The following is a 23,120-nucleotide window of genomic DNA, read 5'->3' as shown; positions in this document are numbered from 1 at the left end:
CCTAACCCGACCGGGGCGCCGGCGATCATCCCTGGCGCTGGTAGGCCGGGGCCACCTCGTTGATGGCGTCGCCCATCCGGTGGATGCGCAGCGCGTTGGTCGAGCCCGGGATGCCCGGAGGGCTGCCCGCGATGATGACCACCAGGTCACCCTCCTCGACCCGCCCGATCTGCAGCAGCTGCTCGTCGACCTGGCGCACCATCTCGTCGGTGTGGTCCACCGCCGACGTCTTGAACGTCTCCACCCCCCACGTCAGCGAGAGCTGCGAACGCACCCGCGCCTCGGGCGTGAAGGCCAGCACCGGGATGGGACCCCGCAGCCGCGACATGCGGCGCGCGGAGTCGCCGCTCTGCGTGAAGGCCACGACGTAGGACGCACCCACGCGCGTCGCGACCTCGTCGGCCGCCTTGGAGATCACGCCACCACGCGTGTGAGGGTCCCAGTCGATCGTCTCGAACTGACCGAACTCGCGCGGCTCCAACGCGTGGCGCTCGGTGGCGCTGATGATGCGGGCCATGGTCTCCACGACGTGGATCGGGTGCTCCCCCACGCTCGTCTCCCCCGACAGCATCACCGCGTCGGCGCCGTCGAGCACCGCGTTGGCCACGTCGCTGGTCTCCGCGCGCGTCGGCGAGGGACTGGTGATCATCGACTCCAGCATCTGCGTGGCCACGATCACCGGCTTGGCGTTGAGCCGCGCCTTCTCGATGATCTGCTTCTGCAGGAAGGGCACGTCCTCGAGCGGGCACTCGACCCCGAGATCACCGCGCGCGACCATGAAGCCGTCGAAGGCGGCGACGATCTCGTCGAGGTTGTCGATCGCCTGAGGCTTCTCGATCTTCGCGATGACCGGGAGGCGCACGCCCTCCTCGTCCATGATCCGCCGCACGTCCTCGACGTCGGCGGCGTTGCGCACGAAGCTCAGCGCGATGAAGTCGACCGACAGGCTCAGCGCGAAGCGCAGGTCGTCGATGTCCTTCTCCGAGAGCGCCGGCACCGAGACGGCCACACCGGGCAGGTTGATGCCCTTGTTGTTGCTGACCTTGCCCCCGACCAGCACCTCGCACGTCACGTCGGTGTCGTCGACGGCCGTCACCCGCAGGCGCACCTTGCCGTCGTCGATCAGGATCGGGTCGCCGATGCTGACGTCGCCCGGCAGTCCCTTGTACGTCGTCCCGCAGATCACCGCGTCACCCGGCACGTCACGGGTGGTGATCGTCCAGACCTGGCCGCGTCGCAGCTGGACCGGGCCGTCGGCGAAGGTCTCCAACCGGATCTTGGGGCCCTGGAGGTCGGCGAAGATGCCGACCCCGTGGCCGCTGGCATCAGCCGCCTCCCGGACGAGACGGTAGGCCTCCGCGTGGTCCTCGTGGCTGCCGTGGCTCATGTTGAGCCGGGCGACGTCCATCCCGGCATAGACGAGCTCACGGATACGCCGTTCGGTGTTGGTCGCGGGGCCCAGGGTGCAGACGATCTTTGCTCTACGCACGGACCCACCTTAGCGGCTCTTTGATCGATCCAAGCAGCGTTGACCGAGCGTTCGCCCAAATGACGTCAGCCGAGTCGGCGCCATGGTGCGGATGCCCGGGGGCTACTGCAACATTGCGCCGACTCGGCCGTGGAGGGTCAGACCACCAGGGGTCGAGCGGTGGGCGGGATCGGCGCCGGCAGCGTGGTCGAGCCCGTGAGGAACGTGTCGACACCGGCGGCGGCGGCCCGGCCCTCGGCGATCGCCCACACGATGAGCGACTGACCGCGCCCGGCGTCACCGGCGACGAACACGCCGGGCACCGACGACATGTAGGACGTGTCGCGCGCGACGTTGCCGCGCTCGTCCAGGTCGACGCCCAGCTGCTCGACCAGGCCCTGCTTCTCCGGCCCGGTGAAGCCCATGGCGAAGAGCACCAGCTCGGCGGGGATCTCGCGCTCGCTGCCCTCGATCTCGGTCAGCTTGCCCCCCTCGAAGACCACGTCGACCAGGCTCAGGGCCCGCACGTTGCCGTGCTCGTCGCCGAGGAACTCCTTGGTCGAGACCGCGTAGACCCGCTCCCCCGCCTCCTCGTGCGCCGAGGAGACGCGGAAGGTCATCGGGTAGGTCGGCCACGGCTGACCGGCGGGACGTGCCTCCGGCGGCTCGGGCATGATCTCGAGCTGCGTGATGGAGGCGGCACCCTGGCGCGTCGACGTGCCCAGGCAGTCGGCGCCGGTGTCACCGCCGCCGATGATGACGACGTGCTTGCCGTCGGCGCGGATCTGGTCCGAGCCGTCCGACGTCGCAGCCTCGCCGAGCGCCACGCGGTTGGCCTGGGGCAGGAACTCCATGGCCTGGTGGATCCCGGAGAGCTCGCGCCCCGGCACGTCGAGGTCGCGAGCGACCGTCGAGCCCGTGGCGATCACGACGGCGTCGTAGCGCTCGCGCAGCTTGTCGCCGGTGAGCTCGACGCCCACGTCGACACCGGCACGGAAGACCGTGCCCTCGCGCTTCATCTGCTCGATGCGGCGCTCGACGTGCTTCTTCTCCATCTTGAACTCGGGGATGCCGTAGCGCAGCAGCCCGCCGATCTTGTCGGCCCGCTCGTAGACGGCGACGGTGTGACCGGCCCGGGTCAGCTGCTGGGCAGCAGCCAGGCCCGCGGGGCCGGAGCCGATCACCGCGACCGTGCGGCCGGAGAGCCACTCCGGCGGCTGGGGCCGGACGAAGCCCGACTCCCAGGCCTTGTCGATGATCGAGACCTCGACGTTCTTGATGGTCACAGGGTCCTGGTTGATGCCGAGCACGCACGCGGTCTCGCACGGGGCGGGACACAGCCGCCCGGTGAACTCCGGGAAGTTGTTGGTCGCGTGGAGACGCTCGATGGCGCCCTCCCAGTCGTCGCGCCAGACCAGGTCGTTCCACTCCGGGATGATGTTGCCCAGCGGGCAGCCCTGGTGGCAGAACGGGATGCCGCAGTCCATGCAGCGACCGGCCTGCTTGCCGATGATCGGCAGAAGGGCCCTCCCGATGCCATCGGGGTAGACCTCGTTCCAGTCGTGGACCCGCTCGTCGACCGGACGTCGCTTCGCGACCTCGCGGCCCTCCTTGAGGAATCCCTTCGGGTCAGCCATGGAGCGCCTCCATCATCGCGTGGGCGATCTCGTTCTCATCCAGCCCGTCGGCCTCGGCCTTCGCCTTGGCCTCGAGCACGATCCGGTAGTCACGGGGCATGACCTCGGTGAAGCGGGTCAGTGCCGTGTCCCAGTCGGCGAGCAGCTCCTCGGCGACCGGCGAGCCGGTCTCCTCGAAGTGCCCGCGGACCATCGTCTCCAGCTCGACGGCCGCGTCACCGGTGACGGGGCCGAGCTCGACGAGCTCGCGGTTGACGCGGAACTCCTTGAGGTCCAGCACCCAGGCGACGCCGCCGGACATGCCGGCCGCGAAGTTGCGCCCTGTCTTGCCCAGGACGACCACCCGGCCACCGGTCATGTACTCGCAGCCGTGGTCGCCCACGCCCTCGGACACCAACCAGGCACCGGAGTTGCGCACCGCGAAGCGCTCGCCGCAGCCACCGCGCAGGAAGATCTGCCCGCTGGTCGCGCCGTAGGCGATCGTGTTGCCGGCGATGATCTGCTCGTTGCTGTTGAACGTCGCCGCCCGGTCGGGGCGCACGACGATCCGGCCGCCCGAGAGCCCCTTGCCGACGTAGTCGTTGGCATCGCCCTCGAGCCGCAGGGTGACGCCCTGGGGCAGGAACGCGCCGAACGACTGGCCGGCCGACCCGAGGAAGGTCAGGTCGATCGTGCCCTCGGGGAGACCCTCGCCGCCGTACTTCTTGGTGACCTCGTGGCCGAGGATCGTGCCGACGGTGCGGTTGACGTTGCGGATCGCGACCTGGGCGCGGACCGGCTCACCGCTCTCGATGGCCGGCTGCGCCAGCGGCACGAGCTCGGTCACGTCGAGCGAGCGCTCCAGGCCGTGGTCCTGGGTCTTGGTGCAGCGCAGGTCCTGGTCGGGGAACGCGCTCGTGTCGGGCGCGTGCAGGATCGGGGTCACGTCGAGACCGGAGGCCTTCCAGTGCTCCACCGCGTGCGCGACGTCCAGTGCCCCCACCTGGCCGATGGCCTCGTCGAGGGTGCGGAAGCCGAGCTGCGCGAGCAGCTCGCGGACCTCCTCGGCGATGTAGGTGAAGAAGTTGACGATGTACTCGGCCTTGCCGGAGAAGCGCTCGCGCAGGACGGGGTTCTGCGTGGCGACGCCGACGGGGCAGGTGTCGAGGTGGCAGACCCGCATGAGGATGCAGCCCGAGACCACCAACGGCGCGGTCGCGAAGCCGAACTCCTCGGCGCCCAGCAACGCGGCGATGACGACGTCACGACCGGTCTTGAGCTGACCGTCGGCCTGCACGACGATGCGGTCGCGCAGACCGTTGAGGAGCAGCGTCTGCTGCGTCTCGGCGAGGCCGAGCTCCCACGGTCCACCGGCGTGCTTGAGCGACGTCAGCGGCGAGGCGCCGGTGCCGCCGTCGTGTCCGGAGATGAGCACGACGTCGGCGTGAGCCTTGGAGACCCCCGCTGCGACCGTGCCGACCCCGACCTCGGAGACCAGCTTGACGTGGACCCGCGCCGCCGGGTTGGCGTTCTTGAGGTCGTGGATCAGCTGGGCGAGATCCTCGATGGAGTAGATGTCGTGGTGCGGCGGCGGGCTGATGAGGCCCACGCCCGGCGTGGAGTAACGCGTCTTGGCCACCCACGGGTAGACCTTGTTGCCGGGCAGCTGGCCGCCTTCGCCGGGCTTGGCCCCCTGCGCCATCTTGATCTGGATGTCGTCGGCGTTGGTGAGGTATTCCGACGTCACCCCGAAGCGACCCGAGGCGACCTGCTTGATCGAGCTGCGGCGCTCGGGGTCGTAGAGCCGCTCGGCGTCCTCGCCGCCCTCACCGGTGTTGGACTTGCCGCCCAGCCGGTTCATGGCGATCGCGAGGGTCTCGTGCGCCTCCTTGCTGATGGAACCGTAGGACATGGCCCCGGTCGAGAAGCGCTTGACGATCTCGGAGACCGGCTCGACCTCGTCGATCGCGATGGGCTGGCGGCCGACCTCGTCGGCGTCACGGAAGCGGAACAGGCCGCGCAGCGTCATGAGCCGCTCGGACTGCTCGTCGATCGCAGCGGTGTACTGCTTGAAGATGTCGTAACGACCGGTGCGCGTCGCGTGCTGGAGGCGGAAGACCGTCTCCGGGTCGAAGAGGTGCGGCTCGCCCTCGCGACGCCACTGGTACTCCCCACCGACGGCCAGCTCCCGGTGGGCGGGCAGGATCCCGCCCCGGGGGTAGGCCGTGGCGTGGCGACGGGCGACCTCCTCGGCGATGGTGTCCAGCTCGATGCCGCCGAGCTTGGACGTGGTGCCGGTGAAGTAGGAGTCGACCACGGACTGCGAGAGCCCGATGGCCTCGAAGATCTGCGCGCCGGTGTAGGACGCCACGGTGGAGACGCCCATCTTGGACATGACCTTCAGGACGCCCTTGCCCAGTGCCTTGATGAGGTTGGCCACGGCCGTCTCGGGCTCGGTCTTGACGTAGTAACCCTCGCGGGCGAGGTCCTCGACGGACTCCATGGCGAGGTAGGGGTTGACCGCAGCCGCGCCGTAGCCGACGAGCAGCGCGACGTGGTGCACCTCGCGGACGTCACCGGCCTCGACGAGCAGGCCGACCTGGGTGCGGGTCTTCTCGCGGACCAGGTGGTGGTGGACGGCCGCGGTGAGCAGCAGCGACGGGATCGGGGCGAGCTCCGCGGTCGAGTGACGGTCGGAGAGCACGATGATCCGGGCACCGTCGGAGATCGCCTGCGACACCTCGGCGCAGATCTCCTCGATGCGGTGCGCGAGCGAGCCGCCCCCGCCCTCGACCTCGTAGAGGCCGCGGGCGACGTGGGTGATGAAGCCGGGCATGTCGCCGTCACGGTTGATGTGGCGGATCTTGGCCAGGTCGTCGTTGGAGATGACCGGGAAGGGCAGCACGACCTGGCGGCACGAGGCCGGGGTCGGGTCGAGCAGGTTGGCCTCCGGGCCGATCGTGCCGTTGAGCGAGGTGACGAGCTCCTCGCGGATGGCGTCGAGCGGCGGGTTGGTGACCTGCGCGAAGAGCTGGCTGAAGTAGTCGAACAGCAGCCGGGGCTTGTCGCTGAGCGCGGCGATGGGCGTGTCGGTGCCCATGGAGCCCAGCGGCTCTCCCCCGGTGTTGGCCATCGGGGTCAGCAGGACGCGCAGCTCCTCCTCGGTGTAGCCGAAGATCTGCTGGCGACGCGTCACCGAGGCGTGCGTGTGCACGATGTGCTCGCGCTCGGGGATGTCGTTGAGGTGGATCAGGCCGGCGTGGAGCCACTCGCCGTAGGGGTGCTCCCCGGCGAGCTCGGCCTTGATCTCCTCGTCCTCGATGATGCGGTGCTCGTCGGTGTCGACGAGGAACATCCGGCCCGGCTGCAGCCGGCCCTTGCGCACGATCGTGGCGGGGTCGAGGTCGAGCACCCCGACCTCGGAGGCCAGGACGACGAGGCCGTCGTCGGTGACCCAGTAGCGCGAGGGGCGCAGGCCGTTGCGGTCGAGCACGGCCCCGATCTGGGAGCCGTCGGTGAACACGACGCAGGCCGGCCCGTCCCAGGGCTCCATCAGCGCGGAGTGGAACGAGTAGAACTCGCGGCGCTTCGCGTCCATCTCGGTGTGGTTCTCCCACGCCTCCGGGATCATCATCAGCATCGCGTGGGGCAGGCTGCGCCCGCCCATGTGGAGCAGCTCGAGCACCTCGTCGAACGACGCGGAGTCCGAGGCGCCCTGGGTGACGATGGGGAAGATCCGCTCGAGGTCGCCTGGGATGACGTCGCTGGCGAGCAGCGCCTCACGCGCCCGCATCCAGTTGCGGTTGCCCATGACGGTGTTGATCTCGCCGTTGTGGGCGATGAACCGGAACGGGTGCGACAAGGGCCAACTGGGGAACGTGTTGGTCGAGAAGCGCGAGTGGACCACAGCCATCGCCGAGGCGACGCGCTCGTCGACCAGGTCGGGGAAGAAGTTGTCGAGCTGGTCGGTCGTGAGCATGCCCTTGTAGAGCAGGGTGCGCGAGGACAGCGACGGGAAGTAGACGTCCGTGTCGCGCTCGGCGCGCTTGCGCAGGCAGAAGGCCATGCGCTCCAGCGACATGCCCGTCACGCGCTGCGTCGCACCGGCGACGAAGACCTGCTTGAACGTCGGCATCACGCCCTGGGCGGTGGCGCCCAGGATCGACGGGTCGGTCGGGACGTCGCGCCAGCCGAGCACCGCGAGGCCCTCCTCGGCCGCGATCTCCTCGATCCGGCGCCGCGTCTCCTCGACGTGGGCCTCGTCGCCGGGCAGGAACGCCGTGCCGACGGCATAGGCGTGGGCCGGCGGCAGGTCGAAGTCGACCACCGCGCGCAGGAAAGCGTCCGGCACCTGCATCAGGATGCCGGCGCCGTCGCCCGAGTTGGGCTCCGCACCAGCGGCACCGCGGTGCTCGAGGTTGCGCAGTGCGGTCAGTGCCTTCGCCACGATGTCGTGGCTGGCCTCCCCGGTGAGGGTCGCCACGAAAGCCACGCCACAGGCGTCCTTCTCGTGGCGGGGGTCGTAGAGCCCCTGGGGCGGCGGGAACGCGTGCGAGTAGGGCACTGAGTTCTCCCGTCGTCGTCATGTGCAGACATGGCTGCAACGTGTGGGCGCAAGGGACGACATTGGCCCACGCGGCGGAGCCTCCAGATTACCACCCGGTTACGTCGCGGAGCAGTCCCCGGCTGTGCGGTGGACGCCTCAGGTCGAGGGCTCCGAGCCGTTCCCGGCGGCGGGCGTGGCGCGCGTGTCGACGGCGTCCGCCTCGTCGGCGGCGTCCGGCCCCCGACCGGGGCGCCAGACGTCCTCCTCGCGGCCGGGGCGCAGCCGCAGGCTGACGACGAAGTAGATCGCCGCGGCGACGAACAGCACGATCGAGACCCACACGTTGAAGCGCAGACCACCGACGTCGCTGAGCTCGACGGTGTCGATGCGCAGGTCCTCGATCCAGCCGCGCCCGGCGGTGTAGGCCATGACGTAGAGCGCGATCACCCGGCCGTGACCGAGCTTGAAGCGCCGGTCGGCCCAGATCACCAGCGCGAAGGCCGCGAGGTTCCACAGGAACTCGTAGAGATAGGTCGGGTGGAAGGTCGTGCCCTCGGGGAAGGTCAGTCCCGACGGGTAGTTGCTGGGATCGATCTCGAGGCCCCACGGCAGGTCGGTGGGCCGACCGTAGAGCTCCTGGTTGAACCAGTTGCCCCAGCGGCCGATCGCCTGCGCGACCAGCACGCCCGGTGCCATCGCGTCGAGGACCGGGAGGAGCTTGATGCCCTTCTGCCGGGCGCCGAGGTAGACCCCGAGCGCTCCCAGGGCGACGCCGCCCCAGATGCCGAGCCCGCCGCGCCAGACGTAGAGCGCCGTGATCGGGTTGTTGCCGTCGCCGAAGTAGAGCCCGTGGTCGGTGGCCACGTGGTAGAGCCGCGCCCCGACCAGGCCGAAGGGCACACCCCAGATCGCCAGGTCCTGGACGTCCCCGGGGCGACCTCCGCGCGCCACCCAGCGGCGCTCACCGATCCAGATGGCGACCACGATGCCGAGGATGATCGACAGGGCATAACCGCGCAGCGGGACGGGACCGATGTTCCAGACGCCCTGGCTGGGGCTGGGGATCGAGAGGGCGGTGAGCATCACGTGGTCGAGCATGTCTAGGGCTCCTCGCCGAGCAGGGTGTGGATGTCGTCGGCGAACTCCGACTGCGACGTGTCCTGGCTCCAGTAGACCGGAGCCTGGTCCTCGCTGTCGATGGCCGTGACCTGGGTGCTGTGGCCGCCCAGGTCGAAGCCGCCCGTCGGCAGCTCGACGCCGTCGTTGACGTAGACCGCCAGCGGTCGACCCACGTCGATGATGGTCTCGATGTCGCCGGTGAGCCCGATGAAGTCGGGGTTGAAGCGGTCAAGGTAGCGGCGCAGGGCCGTCTCGGTGTCGCGCGCGGGGTCGGTCGTCACGAAGATGACGTCCACCTGCTCGCGATCGGCGTCGTCGAGCCGGTTGATCGCGCCCGCCAGCGACGCCATCACGGTCTGGCAGATGTCGGGGCAGTTGCTGTAGCCGAAGAAGACCAGGCTCAGGCGCTTGTCGGTGTCGGCCGCCAGCGAGAAGTCGTCGCCCGAGGTGTCGGACAGGGCGATGTCCGGCACCGGGAGCGGGTTGTCGAGGGTCTTGCCCTCGAACGCGCCGTCAGCGTTGGCGTCACCCCCGCAGCCGGAGGCCACGAGCACTGTCAGGAGCGCGGCCACGACGCCGGCGCGCACCCGACCCGAGCGCCACGGCCTAACCACGTCGACATCCCGCGGCGAGGTCCTCCGTCAGGGCGGCGAGGGCGCGCAGGCCGGCGGCCCGGTCGTCGTGGTCGAGCAGGGCCCGCACGAAGGCGGAGCCGACGATCACGCCGTCGGCGTACGACGCCACCTCGGCGGCCTGGTCGCCGTTGCTGACCCCCAGGCCGACGCAGACCGGCAGGTCGGTCGTGGCCTTGGTGCGCTCGACCAGCGGGCCGGCGAGGTCGCTGGTGGTCGTGCGCGCGCCAGTGACGCCCATGACGGCGGTGGCGTAGACGAAGCCGCGGCAGGCGGCCGTGGTCATCGCGACGCGGCTCTCGGTCGAGGAGGGCGCGACCAGGAAGATCTTGTCGAGCCCGTGCTCGTCGGCCGCCGCGATCCACTCCGGCGCGCTGTCCGGGGTGAGGTCGGGCGTGATCAGGCCCGCTCCCCCGGCGCTGGCCAGGTCGGCGGCGAAGCGCGCCACGCTCTGGGCGTGACCGCCGCGGCCGCCGTAGTGCTCGACGGGGTTCCAGTAGGTCATGACGACGGTCGGCGTGCCGGTGGCGGCGACGGCCTCCACGGTGCGCAGGACGTCGGCGGTGCGGACCCCACCCTCGAGCGCCCGCTGGGCGGCCAGCTGGATGGTGGGGCCGTCCATGACCGGGTCGCTGTAGGGCAGGCCGACCTCGATGACGTCGCAGCCGGAGTCGACCATGCAGCGCAGCGCGTCGATGCCGCCGGGCACGTCGGGGAATCCTGCGGGTAGGTAGCCGACCAGGGCCGCACGGCCCTCGGCACGAGTCTTCTCGAAGGCGGTGCTGGTGGTGAGGGTGGGGGCAGTGCTGCTCACAGGTCGAACCACTCCATGGCCGTCTCCATGTCCTTGTCGCCACGGCCGCTGAGGTTGATCAGTACCGTCGCCTCCGGACCCTTCTCGGCTCCGAGCTGCTCGGCGACGCGCAGGGCACCGGCGATCGCGTGGGCCGACTCGATGGCCGGGATGATCCCCTCGGTGCGACTGAGCAGCGCCATCGCGTCCATCGCCTCGGCGTCGGTGATCGGCAGGTAGGTGCCTCGCCCGACCTTGGCCAGGTGGGCGTGCTGCGGGCCCACCCCGGGGTAGTCGAGCCCGGCGGAGATCGAGTGCGACTCGATCGTCTGGCCGTCCTCGTCCTGGAGCACGTAGGTGCGGGCGCCGTGCAGCACCCCGCTGTCGCCCTGGTGGATCGTGGCCGCGTGGCGACCCGTCTCGACGCCGTCACCGCCGGGCTCGAAGCCGTAGATCGCCACGTCCTCGTCGTCCAGGAACGCCTGGAACAGCCCAATGGCGTTGGAGCCGCCGCCCACGCAGGCGGCGATGGCGTCGGGCAGCCGACCGTAGCGCTCGAGGCACTGGGCGCGGGCCTCGTCACCGATGCCGCGGGCGAAGTCGCGGACCATGCTGGGGAAGGGGTGGGGCCCAGCTGCGGTGCCGAAGAGGTAGGCGGTGTGGTCGACGCTCGCGACCCAGTCGCGCATGGCCTCGTTGATGGCGTCCTTGAGCGTGGCGCTGCCGCTGTCGACGGGGACGACCTTGGCGCCGAGCAGGTGCATGCGCGCGACGTTGAGGGCCTGGCGCTTGACGTCGACGGCGCCCATGTAGACGGTGCAGTCGAGGCCGAAGTAGGCGGCCGCCGTGGCGCTCGCGACACCGTGCTGGCCGGCGCCGGTCTCGGCGATGACGCGCTGCTTGCCCATGCGCTTGGTCAGCAGCGCCTGGCCGAGCACGTTGCGGATCTTGTGCGCCCCGGTGTGGTTGAGGTCCTCGCGCTTGAGCAGGACCCGGGCCCCGACCTTGTCGGAGAGCCGACGCGCTTCGTAGAGCGGGCTCGGCATGCCGCCGTAGTCCCGACAGATGGTCTCGAAGTCGGCGATGAACTCCGGGTCGGCCATGGCGTCCTGCCAGGCCTCGGTCAGCTCGTCGAGCGCGGCGACCAGCGCCTCGGGCATGAAGCGCCCGCCGAAGTCGCCGAACCAGCCGAGCGCGTCGGCGTCGAAGCTCGACGGCGGGATCACGGGCGCCTGCTGGCCCGGCGTGCTGATCGTGGTCATGCCTGGACTCCTGTCATGGCGGCGACGGCGTCACGCGGGGCGCCGTCCTTGACGAGTGCCTCACCGACGAGGACCACGCGGGCCCCCTCGCCGACGAAGCGGGTGACGTCCGGTGGGCCGGAGATGCCCGACTCAGCGACCTTGACCCGGTCGTCGGGCACCAACGGTGCCAGGCGGGCAAAGGTGTCGTTGTCGACGGCCAGCGTCTTGAGGTTGCGCGCGTTGACGCCGATCAGCTCGGCACCGAGGGCGACGGCGCGCTCGGTCTCGGCCTCGTCGTGCACCTCGACCAGCACGGTCATGCCCAGGTCGCGAGCCTCGTTGTGGAGGCGGCGCAGGGTGTCGTCGTCGAGCGAGGCCACGATCAGCAGGACCAGGTCGGCACCGGCGGCGCGGGCCTCGACCACCTGGTAGCTCGTGACCATGAAGTCCTTGCGGAGCAGGGGCGTGTCGACGGCCGCCCGCACGGCGCGTAGGTCGTCGAGGCTGCCGCCGAAGCGCCGCTGCTCGGTGAGCACGCTGATCGCGGCAGCTCCCCCGGCGGCGTACTCCACGGCGAGGGCCGCGGGGTCGGGGATGTCGGCCAGGTCGCCCTTGCTGGGGCTGCGCCGCTTGACCTCCGCGATCACGCTGGAGCCCGGCGCGCGGAAGTGCGGCATCGGGTCGCGGGCCGGCTCGACGTCGGCGAGGGCTGCCCGCAGGTCGGCCATCGAGACCGCCGACTCGCGCTTCGCGAGGTCGATCCGCACCCCGTCGACGATGTCGTCGAGCACGGACATGACTACCTCCTGGATCGGTCCCGCGCCGGGAGGCGACGCGGACGCTGCGCTGCCACGAGTCTGTCACGCGAGGCCTTAGGGTCCAGACAGCGGTCATGCCGCTGGACCGGCCCACGTCGAAGGGAACCCCATGAGCTACGACCAGCCCCCGCCGCCGCCTCAGTACGGCGCACCGCAGCCCTACGGCTACGGCTCCCAGCCTCCCAAGAACTCGGTGATGGCGATCTCCGCCCTGGTGCTCGGCATCATCGGCGTCATCCCCTGCTTCTGGGGCTGCTTCGTCTTCTCGGGCGCCGGCGTGGTGCTCGGCAAGCTGGGGCAGAAGGAGATCCGCGAGTCCCAGGGCGCCAAGAAGGGCGAGGGTCAGGCCAAGTGGGGCTTCATCCTCGGCATCGTCGGCCTCGTCCTGGGCGTCCTCTACTGGATCCTCTTCGCCACCGGCGCGATCGACGTCACCTACGAGGGCAACTTCGGCAGCTAGGCAGGGTCCGGGCGCGCGGCCTCAGGGCGCGAGCCACGACCCGGACAGGTTGCGCAGCACCGTGAAGACGGCCATCAGCGCGAGCACGGTGACCGCGACGCGGGAGACCGCCGTCATCGACACCTGACGACGGTGGCCCCGCCAGCGGTCCACCGTCCACAGCGCCAGGCCGGCGACGAGGAACGGCAGCGCGACGATGAAGGCCAGGTTGCTCGAGGCTGCGTCGACGAGCTGGCCGTTGGTGAGGTCGTTGACGGCGCGGAGGCCTCCGCAGCCCGGGCACCAGAAGCCCATCGCGGCGCTCGGGCAGAAGCCCCAGCTGCCCTCGGCGTGCGGGTCGCGGACGTGCAGGGCGACGGTGGTGACGCCGAGGGCGCCGATCGTGACCAGCGGCGCGACGAGGCGTTGCCCCCGCGTCTGCGGGGGCCGCTCGGGTGAGCGCGCGGGCGCCGTCGGCTGCTGGGTCACGACATCGGTCAGTGCGTCGCGGACTCGTGGAGGCCCATCTTGGCCATGATGAGGAAGAGCACGCCGGAGGCCAGCGTGATGACCACGCCGATCCAGAAGATGACGAAGCTGATCGGGCTGAGCATCAGGCCGACGCCTCCCACCACGAAGCCGACCAGCGCGACGACCACAGCCGTCCAGGCAGCCGGAGTGTTGCCGTGGTTGTCAGACATGCAGGGCTCCTTGCGATGGGTCGTGCGGCGAGGTGCGCACGGGATCTCGTTGGCGTCGGGTGGTGCGTGGACATTCTATTCAGGCCCGGTCGACCCGTGGGGTCAGCGGGTCGGGTCGCGACCCTCGTCGATGGCCTTCCAGAGATCGAGGCTGGACGGCTCCTCGTCCTCGGCCGCGCCCACGCGGCCCATCTCCTGGTCCCCCGGCGCGTCGTAACGGGTGCCCATCTCGGGCCAGCGACCCACGCGGAGCACGGCCACGGCAGCCGGCAGGACGGCGAGGACCGACAGGAAGAGCGCCAGCCAGTACCACCAGCTGAAGTCGACGACAGGAGTCGCGCCGATGTCGCGGAAGTCGTCGCGGTAGGAGTCGAGGATCATCCCCCGAGCGAGCACCACGGACGCCGCAGCCCCGATCGCGGCGAGGAGCCCGAGCACGGCGACCCCTCGTCGTACGACGCGACGGGTGACGAGCACGACGCCCCAGCAGGCGAGGACCACCAGGCTGAGCGTCAGGCCCAGAGGGACCTGGGAGCCCTCCTGGAGGTCGGAGTAGACGATGCCGCTCTCGGTGGGCCGCGCAGTGGCCAGGGTCTGGTTGGTCGCGATGGCCGTGAAGCCCGCGGTGACCAGACCGGCCAGCACCGTAGGCCCGAAGGTCGACCTCGGCTGGTCCGTCACGGCGTCGTCGCGATGAGCTCGACGGCGTCGAAGCAGGTGCGGTCCCCGGTGTGGCAGGCGGCGCCCTCCTGGTCGACCTTGACCAGCAGGGTGTCGCCGTCGCAGTCGAGGCGGACGTCCTTGACCCACTGGACGTGGCCGGACGTGTCGCCCTTGACCCAGTACTCCCGGCGCGAGCGGCTCCAGTAGGTCGCGCGGCCCGTCGTCAGCGTCCGGTGCAGCGCCTCGTCGTCCATCCAGCCCAGCATCAGCACCTCGAGGGTGTCGTGCTGCTGGACCACGGCCGGCACCAGTCCTTCGGCCGAACGCTTGAGCAGGGCGGCGATGGCCGGGTCGAGTGTCTCCACCGACCCAGTATCGCCGCCCTGCCTCATGCCTGACGAACCGTCACGCCCCCGCGGTCATCGTCGGACGGTGACCTTGCGCACGACGCTCTGGCCGATGACCCGGGCCTCGCCGCCGTAGACCACCTTGACGACCTGGCGTCCGGGCTTGAGCCCGCGCAGTCGCAGCACGACCTGGCCGTTGCGCAGCTTCCCGCTGGCGACCTGCACGCCGTCGCTGAGCACGCGCACCGTGCCCTGCACGGGGTTGGCGTTGTCGGCGCGCACCCGGACGTTGAGGGTCAGGGGACGCTGCTCGCCGACGACCCGAGTCGTGAGCACCGCGGCGGTCTTGACCAGCGCCGTGGCGGACGACGTGCGGACCACGGGGTCGCCGGACGTCGGCGTGTAGGTCACTCGCACCGACAGTCGCGTGCCGAGGTCGTTGCCACCGACGGCGTAGGTGCCGTCGGTCTCGCCCGGCACCGGCACGCCCGAGCGCAGCCACTGGAAGGTGGCACGCGCCGTGGAGGGCGTGAAGCTGCCGGCGTTGGCGACCAGGATGTTGCCCGGCCGCGGGGTGCCGGCGATGCGCGGACCCGAGGTGACCTCGACCGGCTCTGCGGCCGGCTCGTCGGTGACCGCAGCGGTCTGCAGCGAGGTGGCCGTGCCGTCGGCGAGACCGTCCTTGCGGGCGGTGACCGTCACAGAGATCCGGCGACCCACGTTGCCGGCGACCGGTGTGTACGACGTGCCCGTCGCGCCGGCGATCGGCGTCCCGTCGGCCAGCCACTGGTAGCCGAAGGACGTCGGGGTCGGCGTCCACGTGCCGGTGCTGGCCGTCAGGGGCGAGCCGACCGCGGCCGTGCCGGAGACGATCGGCGCGGTGTTGTTGACGAAGTCGGACTGCTTGACGGCGACCGTCTGGGTCGAGGTCGCGACACCGTCGGAGCTCCCGGCGCGCTTGGCTGTCACGCGGACCGACAGCCGCTTGCCGACGTCACCCGCGACGGGGACGTAGGAGGCGGCGGTCGCCCCGCTGATCGCCGTACCGTCGGCGAGCCACTGGTAGGCGAACGACGTCGGGACCGGGGTCCAGGTGCCGTTGGTCGTGGTCAGCGTCCCGCCCACCACCGGGGAGCCGGAGATAGTCGGCAGGGCGTTGTTGACGATCGCGTCGGTGCCGATGGCCTCGGTCGGCGCGGAGGAGGCCACCCCCGAGCTGAAGCCGGGCGACGTTGCGATCACGCGGACCACGAGGCTCTTGCCTGCCTCGGCCGCCGTCGGCACGAACGTGATCGCCGTGGCACCGCTGATGACCTGGCCGTTGGCCAGCCACTGGTAGGCGAACGTCGGGCTGGGCGTCGACCACGTGCCGGGGGTCGCGGTCAGCGTCTTGCCGACCTTGGTCTCACCGGTGATCGTCGGCAGGGCCGTGTTGCGCAGCGCGCCGGAGACGACCTGGACCGTGGACTTCGAGTCGACGACCTCACCACCCGAGGGGGTCGACCCGCTCGTCTCGGTGACCCGCAGCTTGAGCTGCTTGCCCAGCTGGGCCGACGTGATGGTGAAGGTCTTGCTCGTGGCACCCGTGATCGCCTGGGCTCCGGCGAACCACTGGTAGGTGTAGGTCCCCGCCTTGCTCCACTGACCGTCGGTGCCGGTCAGGGTCTCCCCCACCGCAGCCTTGCCGGTCACGATCGGGATCTGGCGGTTCTCGATGTCGGGGGTGCCTGCGCCCACACGACCCGTGCGCTTGGCCGTGGCGGGCACTGCGGTCTCGCCCGTCGCCGACGCGGTCACGATCAGGTCGTAGAAGGCCGACGCCGTCGAGCCTCCGCCCGGGAGGGGCAGGATCGGTGCCGCCGGGATGGTGTACGTCCGCGCGGTCGAGACGGGGTTGGCGGTGCGGTTGCCGTCGGTGTCCACGCCGAACCACGCGTAGGTGAACGTCAGGTCGTCGCGCGACCAGGTGCCGTTGTTGGCCGTCAGGGTCTGGCCCTGCTGGTTGAGGCCCGAGATCCACGGCAGGTGGATGTTGGAGGGGGCCCCGGTCGCGAGCTCGATGTCGACGCCGGTGACGACGTTGTCCGCCACGACCACCTCGTCGGCCTCCTCGAAGGACGTCGCGCGCGGGGAGTAGCGCACGGCGTCGGCCGACCCGGCCTTTACACGGTAGGTGCGATGGCGCACGGTCAGCGAGTAGGACCCGTCAGCCTGCGTCACAGGCTGCGAGAACGAAGTGGGGTCGACGAGCTCGGTGACCGGAGCGCCGTCCTCGACGTCCGCGACGAAGCGGTAGGCGGGGAACACGGGCGTGCCGGGCACAGGCGCGCCGGCGCCGTTGGAGACGGTGCCCTGCAGGAGCTGCTTGCCCGAGAGGGCGAACGCCTGGCCGGTCAGGGACTGCTGGCGGGCAACCGTGACCGACGGCGCATCGTCAAGGCCCACGAGACCGGGCAGGAAGCCGCGCTCACCGAAGCCGGGACCGTCGAAGCGCAGGCGGTAGGAGCCTGCCGGCAGCGCGAGGGAGTAGCCGGCACCGGAGGTGACGTTCGCGGCCAGGGGCGATCCGGTGGGCGTGAGGACCTGGCGCCACTCGGTGCGCGAGGGTCCTCCCTGCTCACCAGCGGTGGTGAAGGTGACGAGGCGGTAAGGCTTGACGGTGGCGCCGGCGACCGACGTGGTGACCGCGCCATTGGGCTCTGTGACGGTCCCGGACAACAGGCTCAGGTTGGGCAGGACCACGTCGCGCCCGGACAGCACCTGGTTGGCGGCGACGGAGATGTTGGTGCCCTCCTCCGCGACGCTGGCGCTGGGGAAGAACGTGGTGGTGCGGCCGGGGCTGGTGAAGCGCAGCCGGAAGGGCTGATTGCTTTGAGCGACCGGCACCTCGTAGGTACCGTCGGCGCGGGTCGTGACCGCGCCCGCGATCGCGGTCGGGCCCCACGGCGTCGGGGTCGTCTCGAAGACGACGGGGGTGACGGCAACGCCACTGAGGGGGGCTCCCCCCACGTCGGTCACGCGGCCAGTGACGGCGCTGCCGGGGACCAGGCGCAGATCGGCGAGCGTGGTGCTGCCGGGCTCGGCCGGGAAGGTGCGTGCGCCAGCGCGGTCAGGGGTTCCCTCGGTGGGGGCCGGTGCCGGCGCAGTGGGGTCGGTGTAGAAGCGGGTCGGGAAGCCGGTCGAGATGTAGCTGATCGTGTAGGAGCGACCGGCAGCCGTGGGTGCGGCCAGGGAGTAGGTGCCGTTCTGCGCGGTCGTGGTCGAGGCCGCGACCTCCTGGGTCACGATGCCCGACGCCTGGGTGACGGAGTACTCGACGCGCACCTGGACGCCGGAGACAGGATCCTTGGCGGCGCCGGTGACGACCTTGCCGGAGAACGCGACGTTGTTGGCCCGCATCGTGACGTCCAGGCCACCGGTCGGCGCGCCCTTCTCCACATCGCTTGCGCCGGCGTCGTCGGGATCCGCGGCACCGAACTCCGTGTCCGCCTTGTAGTAAGCAGTGCTGAAGGCCGACGCCGTGAAACGCACGACGTAGGAGCCGAAAGGCACGAAGACTGCCCAGGTGCCGTTGGGCTTGGTCGTGGTCGTCGCTACGTCCTGGTAGGTCGGCTCCGCGCTCGAGCCGGATGCGACGCGTCGCTGGACGGTCACGGTGACGTCCTGCAGCCCGGTGTCGGCGATGTTCTCCACCCGACCGCCGATCTGGCTTTGCGTGGTGTTCTCTAGCGCCGCGTCCGTTCCCGTCCTGTCCGGCGCCGCGTCAGCGAACGTGATGACGGGACCGTCCTGAGGGTCGTAGGCGGCCTTCTGGAACTTCACGGCATAGGAGCCGTTGGGGGCGCTGGTGAAGGCATACGAGCCGTCGCTGGCGGTGGTGGCGGTCTGCGTCGCACCGGTCGTCGGCGCCTGGGGAGTCAACGTGACCGTGACGCCACCGAGCCCGGGGCCACCAATCGCCGAGGCATCCGTGACCTTGCCGGACACGATCCCGGCGGCCTGGGCGGGCGCGAGCCCACCCATCAACAGCGCGAGCACTGCGAGGAACACGACAGGGAGGGCTCGTCTCAGGGCTGACGAGGATGCAGCAGAACGCATGGGGGGATACCTCTTCCGGGGAGCACCGGCAGGCCCGCGTCTGGGCCGGCACGCACACAACGGCGGGTCGGGGAGGGTGTTATCGCTGTCACACGAAATCAATGCCCAAGGGGGCAAATTAGTCCCGGTGGACTAAACCGGGACCACCCATTCGACGCATTCTGCTGCGCTGAAATGCGGTGATGCGTTACTGCCCCTGCTGGGCGACCCACGAGGCGTGCAGCCCGGCGTAGACCGAGCCCTCCTCGGCCCTCAGCACGCTGTGGTGACCACGCTGCACCACGCGGCCCTGGTCGACGACCACGACCTCGTCAGCGCCCTCGGCGGTGGAGAGGCGGTGGGCGATGGTGACCGACGTGCGGCCGCTCATCAGACGCTCGAGCGCACGGCCGATGCGCATCTCGAGAGCGGGGTCGACGGCGCTGGTGGCCTCGTCGAGGACCAGCAGGTCGGGGTCGGCGAGGTGGGCGCGCAGCAGCGCGACCAGCTGGCGCTCCCCGGCGGAGAGCGACTCACCACGCTGACCGACCAGGGTCTCGAGGCCGTGCGGCAGGCCGGCGACCCAGTCCGAGAGGCCCAGCTCCTCGGCGCTGGCGAGGATCTCGGCCTCCGTGGCGTCGAGCTTGCCGTAGCGGACGTTGGCGGTGATCGTGTCGTCGAAGAGGAAGCCCTCCTGCGGCACCAGCACGACGCTCTTGCGCAGCGACCGCTCGGAGATCTGTCGCACGTCGACGCCGTCGAGCAGGACCGACCCGCTCGAGGGATCCATCAGCCGGGTGAGGAGCTTGGCGAAGGTGGACTTGCCCGAGCCGGTCTCCCCCACGATCGCGACGCGGCGACCAGCGTCGATGGCGAGCGTGACGTCACGCAGGACCGGGGGGCCACCGGGATAGGCGAACTCCACGTCCTCGAACCGTACGTCGATCGGGCCGCGCGGCAGCACCTCGCCGTCGGCACCCGGGTCGACGAGGTCGGCGGGGGTGTCGAGGATGCCGATGACGCGACGCCAGCCGGCGATGGCGTTCTGCGCGTCGGTGAGGATCTGGGTGCCCATCTGGACGGGGCCGACGAAGAGCGTCACGAGGAACGCGAAGGCCAGCACCTCACCGGCGGTGATGTCGCCGGCGAAGCCGAGCCAGATGCCGACGATCAGCACTCCGGCGTTGGCCAGGCCGGCCGAGACGCCGCCGAGGGAGAACGAGAAGGCGGTGAAGCCCTGGGCGCGGGTGCTGGCGACCTGGTGAGCTGAGATGGCCTCGTCGATGCGGGTCTGCGTGCGGGCCTCGACGGCGTAGGAGCGCACGACCGCGGCACCGACGACGGGCTCGGAGATCGCCGAGAGCAGGAAGCCCACCTGGCGTCGAACGGTGCTGTAGGCATCGGACAGCTTGCGCTGGAAGAAACGCAACGAGAGGAACAGGGGCGCGAAGCACAGCCACACCACGAGGGCGAGCTGCCAGCTGTAGAACAGCATCACGATCGTCGCGATCAGGACCTGGCCGACGCTCACGACGAAGAGCAGCCCACCGAACACGAGGAACTGGCTGACCTGGTCGACGTCACTCGTGACACGGGAGACGAGAGCGCCACGGCGCTCGGTGTTCTGCGTGAGGAGCGGCAGGTCGTGGACGTGGCGGAAGGCCTTGATGCGCAGCGTCGCCAGGCCCCGCTCGGAGGTGGTGAAGAGGCGCGTCGTCATCGCGTAGGAGGCATAGCTGGTGATCAGGATGCCGACGGCGGCCGCCACCCCCATCCAGGCCGTGTAGGACACGTCGGGTCCGTCCGGACCGTTGAGCCCGCGGTCGAGGGTCTGCTGGACGGCGATCGGCACGATGACCTGACCGACCGATGCGAGGACGGCCAGCAGGAGGGTGCCGCGGATGCCTTCCTTGAGCTCGGGCGAGTGGCCGATGCCTCGACGGATGGTCTCCATCGCGCCGATGTCCTCGCCGGTCTCCATGACCGTCGAGCCGTCGGCCTTGGGCTGCTGGGTGGTCGTCATGTCCGCACCCCCTCTCCTCCGGGGCCGGCGTGGCCGGCGTGCTCGGGGTCCTGCTCGTAGGCGTTGACCAGGTGGGCGTAGGACGGGTTGCGCGCGAGGAGCTCGGCGTGGGTGCCACGGTCGGCGATGCGGCCGTCCTCGAGGTGGAGCACCTCGTCGGCCAGCCCGATCGTCGCCTTGCGGTAGGCGACGACGACCAGGGTGGACCCGCTCGCGTCGTCACCCTCCCCGGCGGCCAGACCCGAGCGAAGGCCGGCGAGGATCCGGGCTTCGACCTCGGGGTCGACCGCGGAGGTGGCGTCGTCCAGGATCAGCAGCCGCGGGCGGCGTACGAGGGCGCGGGCCAGCGAGATGCGCTGGCGCTGCCCGCCGGACAGCGATGTGCCGCGCTCCCCCAGACGGGCGTCGAGACCGTCGGGAAGGGCCGCGACGAAGCCGTCGCCCTGGGCGATGCGCAGGGCCTCCCACACGTCAGCGTCACTGACGTCGGCGCCGAGCGTGATGTTGCCGCGCACCGTGTCGTCGAAGAGGAACGCGGTCTGTGGCACGAGCGAGACCATGGACGCCAGCTGCCCGGGGGCGAGGTCGCGCACGTCGGTCCCGTCGACCACGACCTGTCCGGAGTCGGGGTCGACGAGACGGGTGAGCAGGGTCGTGAGGGTGCTCTTGCCCGACGCGGTCGCCCCCACGAGCGCGACCGTGCGGCCGGGCTCGACGCTGAAGGACAGGTCCTCGAGCAGCGGCTGGTCGGGGACGTAGCGGTAGCCGAGGCCGTCGACGTCCAGCCGGGCCCCGGAGCGTCCCGCGGTCGCCGGGGACTCGCCAAAGACCATCTCGCCGGAGGCGTCGAGGACGGCGCGGACGCGGCGGTAGCCGACGACGCTGCGGGGGAACTCGCCGAGCAGCCAGCCGATCGAGCGGATCGGGAAGGAGACGATGGTCAGGAGGTAGGCGACCGTCACGACGTCGCCGGCGTCGGTGGCGCCGCTGAGCACGCGCGAGACGCCGAAGGCGAGGACGAAGAGCACCCCGATGCCGGGCAGTGCCGCGAGCGCCGGGTCGAAGGCGGCCCGGATCCGCCCGACGCGGATGTTGACGTCGCGCAGCTCCTCGGCCTTGGCGGCGAAGCGCGCGGTCTCCTCCGGCTCGCGGCCGAGGGTCTTGACGACCATCGCTCCGTCGAAGGACTCGTGGGCGATCTCGCTGACCTCGGCCCGCAGCTGCTGCGCCCGGGTCATCCAGCCCTGCGCGAGGTGCTGGTAGATGACGTTGACCGCGATGACGGCCGGGAAGACCAGCAGCCCGACCAGCGCGAGCACCAGGTCGGCCAGGAACATCTGGACGACCGCGATCACCATCATCGCGACCGTGCCGACGGCCATCGGGAGCGGCGCGATCGGCCCCCAGGCGGCCTCGACGTCGGAGTTGGCGTTGCTCAGCAGCTCGCCCGTCGGGTGGCGCTGGTGCCACTCCATGGGCAGCGAGAGGTATTGCCGGGTCACAGCGCGACGGGTGCGGGCCTGCATGCGGTATTGCATGATCCCGGCCCCGAGTCGGCGCGCGACGATGCCGACCGCGCGCAGGATCGCGACGCCGAGGAAGAGCGCGAGGATGGCGACGAGCGACCCCGCCCCCACCTCACCGGTCTCGAAGGCGGGCAGCACGACGTTGTCGGTGGACCAGCCCAGCACCCACGCGTCGGCCACGGTCAGCGCACCGAAGAGCACGCTCCCGAGCGTCGACAGCGTGAAGATCCAGGGCTCGCGCCTGATGGCCACCCCGAGGACGGCGAAACCGGCTCGGGTCGACCCCCGGCCGTCTGCTCGCTCGTCGCTCATGTCTCCCTGACTCATCCGTTGACGGCGCCAACCGTCGCGCGAGGAAGGCTATTCCCGGGCACCGACAACACCCAATCCCCCACCCGTCCCGTACGCCGTGCCCGACGGCCGGTCCCTAGGCTGAGGCGATGCGCTCCCCCACCCTCGCCCGCCGCGAACGTCACGACCTGTGCGACCTGGCCCTCGTGCTCGGCGAGGACGCGCCGACCCTGTGCGGTGACTGGGACGCCCAGCATCTCGTCGCCCACCTGCTCGTGCGCGAGCACAGCCCGCTCGGGGCTCTCGGGATCGCGATGGAGACCTTCGCCCCGCTGACCGACCGGGCGATGGCACGCGTCATGCGCCGAGACTTCGCGGTGCTCGTCGAGCGGCTGCGGGAGCCCGGCCTCACGCCGTACGCCCTGTGGCCGGTGGAGGTGCTGGGCAACACCTTGGAGTATCTCGTCCACCACGAGGACCTGCGCCGCGCGCAGCCCGGCTGGCGGCCGCGTGAGCGCACCCCGGCCGACGACGACGCGATCTGGACCGCGATCCGCATCGGTGGCCGTGCCCTGGTGCGCCCGGCGGGGGTGCCGGTGCGGATCCGGCGCGCCGACACGGGCACGGAGGTCACGATGCGCCGCGGGGAGGACCCGGTGACGGTCGTGGGCAGCCCGACCGAGGTGAGCTTGTTCCTCTTCGGGCGCCGCCAGCTGCACGACCTGACGTTCGAGGGGCCGGCCGAGAAGGTCACCGCGCTGCGCGGCGCCGACCTCGGCTTCTGAGGTCATGCCTCACGCGGTGCCGTCAACCCGGA

The 23,120-nt window shown here is 70.8% G+C and carries 17 protein-coding genes; 2 read left to right on the top strand and 15 right to left on the bottom strand.

The window, feature by feature from the left end:
* Positions 1 to 25: 25 nt before the first annotated feature.
* From pyk to trpC, 8 genes are all read right to left on the bottom strand, one after another.
* Positions 26 to 1,489 carry a pyruvate kinase gene (pyk, locus tag AAG827_RS06720; RefSeq protein WP_341925109.1) on the bottom strand — a complete coding sequence of 488 codons (1,464 nt, stop codon included), beginning with the start codon at positions 1,487 to 1,489 and terminating at the stop codon, positions 26 to 28.
* A gap of 137 nt (positions 1,490 to 1,626) precedes the next feature.
* Positions 1,627 to 3,105 (bottom strand): glutamate synthase subunit beta, encoded by a 1,479-nt coding sequence (locus AAG827_RS06715; protein ID WP_341925108.1) that lies wholly within the window; start codon positions 3,103 to 3,105, stop codon positions 1,627 to 1,629.
* Positions 3,098 to 7,648 carry a glutamate synthase large subunit gene (gltB, locus tag AAG827_RS06710; RefSeq protein ID WP_341925107.1) on the bottom strand — a complete coding sequence of 1,517 codons (4,551 nt, stop codon included), beginning with the start codon at positions 7,646 to 7,648 and terminating at the stop codon, positions 3,098 to 3,100. Before gltB ends, AAG827_RS06715 begins: the two co-directional genes overlap by 8 nt.
* Before the next feature lie 138 nt (positions 7,649 to 7,786).
* Complete coding sequence (gene lgt, locus AAG827_RS06705; protein WP_341925106.1) at positions 7,787 to 8,728, bottom strand: prolipoprotein diacylglyceryl transferase; 942 nt, start codon at positions 8,726 to 8,728, stop codon at positions 7,787 to 7,789.
* A 2-nt stretch (positions 8,729 to 8,730) separates the two neighbouring features.
* Positions 8,731 to 9,363, bottom strand: a complete 633-nt coding sequence (locus AAG827_RS06700) for an SCO family protein (RefSeq protein ID WP_341925105.1) — start codon at positions 9,361 to 9,363, stop codon at positions 8,731 to 8,733.
* Positions 9,356 to 10,195 (bottom strand): tryptophan synthase subunit alpha, encoded by an 840-nt coding sequence (gene trpA / locus AAG827_RS06695; RefSeq protein ID WP_341925103.1) that lies wholly within the window; start codon positions 10,193 to 10,195, stop codon positions 9,356 to 9,358. The genes AAG827_RS06700 and trpA overlap by 8 nt, the downstream gene beginning before the upstream one ends.
* Positions 10,192 to 11,436 carry a tryptophan synthase subunit beta gene (trpB, locus tag AAG827_RS06690; RefSeq protein WP_341925102.1) on the bottom strand — a complete coding sequence of 415 codons (1,245 nt, stop codon included), beginning with the start codon at positions 11,434 to 11,436 and terminating at the stop codon, positions 10,192 to 10,194. Before trpB ends, trpA begins: the two co-directional genes overlap by 4 nt.
* Positions 11,433 to 12,215, bottom strand: coding sequence for an indole-3-glycerol phosphate synthase TrpC (gene trpC, locus AAG827_RS06685; RefSeq protein WP_341925101.1), 783 nt, complete (start codon positions 12,213 to 12,215; stop codon positions 11,433 to 11,435). The genes trpB and trpC overlap by 4 nt, the downstream gene beginning before the upstream one ends.
* Before the next feature lie 130 nt (positions 12,216 to 12,345).
* Here trpC and AAG827_RS06680 point away from each other — a divergent pair, with 130 nt between their 5' ends.
* Positions 12,346 to 12,696, top strand: a complete 351-nt coding sequence (locus AAG827_RS06680; protein WP_341925099.1) for a DUF4190 domain-containing protein — start codon at positions 12,346 to 12,348, stop codon at positions 12,694 to 12,696.
* A gap of 21 nt (positions 12,697 to 12,717) precedes the next feature.
* Here AAG827_RS06680 and AAG827_RS06675 read toward each other — a convergent pair whose 3' ends face one another.
* The 7 genes from AAG827_RS06675 to AAG827_RS06645 form a co-directional block, all read right to left on the bottom strand.
* Positions 12,718 to 13,164: a DUF2752 domain-containing protein gene (locus AAG827_RS06675; RefSeq protein WP_341925098.1), complete on the bottom strand. Its 447-nt coding sequence runs from the start codon at positions 13,162 to 13,164 to the stop codon at positions 12,718 to 12,720.
* 8 nt (positions 13,165 to 13,172) lie between these two features.
* Complete coding sequence (locus tag AAG827_RS06670; RefSeq protein ID WP_341925097.1) at positions 13,173 to 13,376, bottom strand: HGxxPAAW family protein; 204 nt, start codon at positions 13,374 to 13,376, stop codon at positions 13,173 to 13,175.
* A gap of 102 nt (positions 13,377 to 13,478) precedes the next feature.
* Positions 13,479 to 14,057 (bottom strand): Trp biosynthesis-associated membrane protein, encoded by a 579-nt coding sequence (locus AAG827_RS06665; protein WP_341925096.1) that lies wholly within the window; start codon positions 14,055 to 14,057, stop codon positions 13,479 to 13,481.
* On the bottom strand, positions 14,054 to 14,404 hold the full coding sequence (hisI, locus tag AAG827_RS06660) for a phosphoribosyl-AMP cyclohydrolase (RefSeq protein ID WP_341925095.1): 351 nt from the start codon (positions 14,402 to 14,404) through the stop codon (positions 14,054 to 14,056). Before hisI ends, AAG827_RS06665 begins: the two co-directional genes overlap by 4 nt.
* A 54-nt stretch (positions 14,405 to 14,458) precedes the next feature.
* Entirely contained in the window at positions 14,459 to 18,436 is a 3,978-nt protein-coding gene (locus AAG827_RS06655; protein WP_341925094.1) for a carboxypeptidase regulatory-like domain-containing protein, read from the bottom strand.
* Positions 18,437 to 18,671: 235 nt separating this feature from the next.
* Entirely contained in the window at positions 18,672 to 20,486 is a 1,815-nt protein-coding gene (locus AAG827_RS06650; protein WP_341925093.1) for an ABC transporter ATP-binding protein, read from the bottom strand.
* Entirely contained in the window at positions 20,483 to 22,324 is a 1,842-nt protein-coding gene (locus AAG827_RS06645; protein ID WP_341925092.1) for an ABC transporter ATP-binding protein, read from the bottom strand. Before AAG827_RS06645 ends, AAG827_RS06650 begins: the two co-directional genes overlap by 4 nt.
* A 128-nt stretch (positions 22,325 to 22,452) precedes the next feature.
* Here AAG827_RS06645 and AAG827_RS06640 point away from each other — a divergent pair, with 128 nt between their 5' ends.
* On the top strand, positions 22,453 to 23,088 hold the full coding sequence (locus AAG827_RS06640; RefSeq protein ID WP_341925091.1) for a TIGR03085 family metal-binding protein: 636 nt from the start codon (positions 22,453 to 22,455) through the stop codon (positions 23,086 to 23,088).
* The last annotated feature ends 32 nt before the right edge of the window (positions 23,089 to 23,120 follow it).

This window comes from Nocardioides psychrotolerans (assembly GCF_943371775.1).
Classification (GTDB): Bacteria; Actinomycetota; Actinomycetes; order Propionibacteriales; family Nocardioidaceae; genus Nocardioides; species Nocardioides psychrotolerans_A.
Note: the sequence above shows the minus strand (reverse complement) of the source record. Positions and strands in the feature narration are given on the sequence as shown.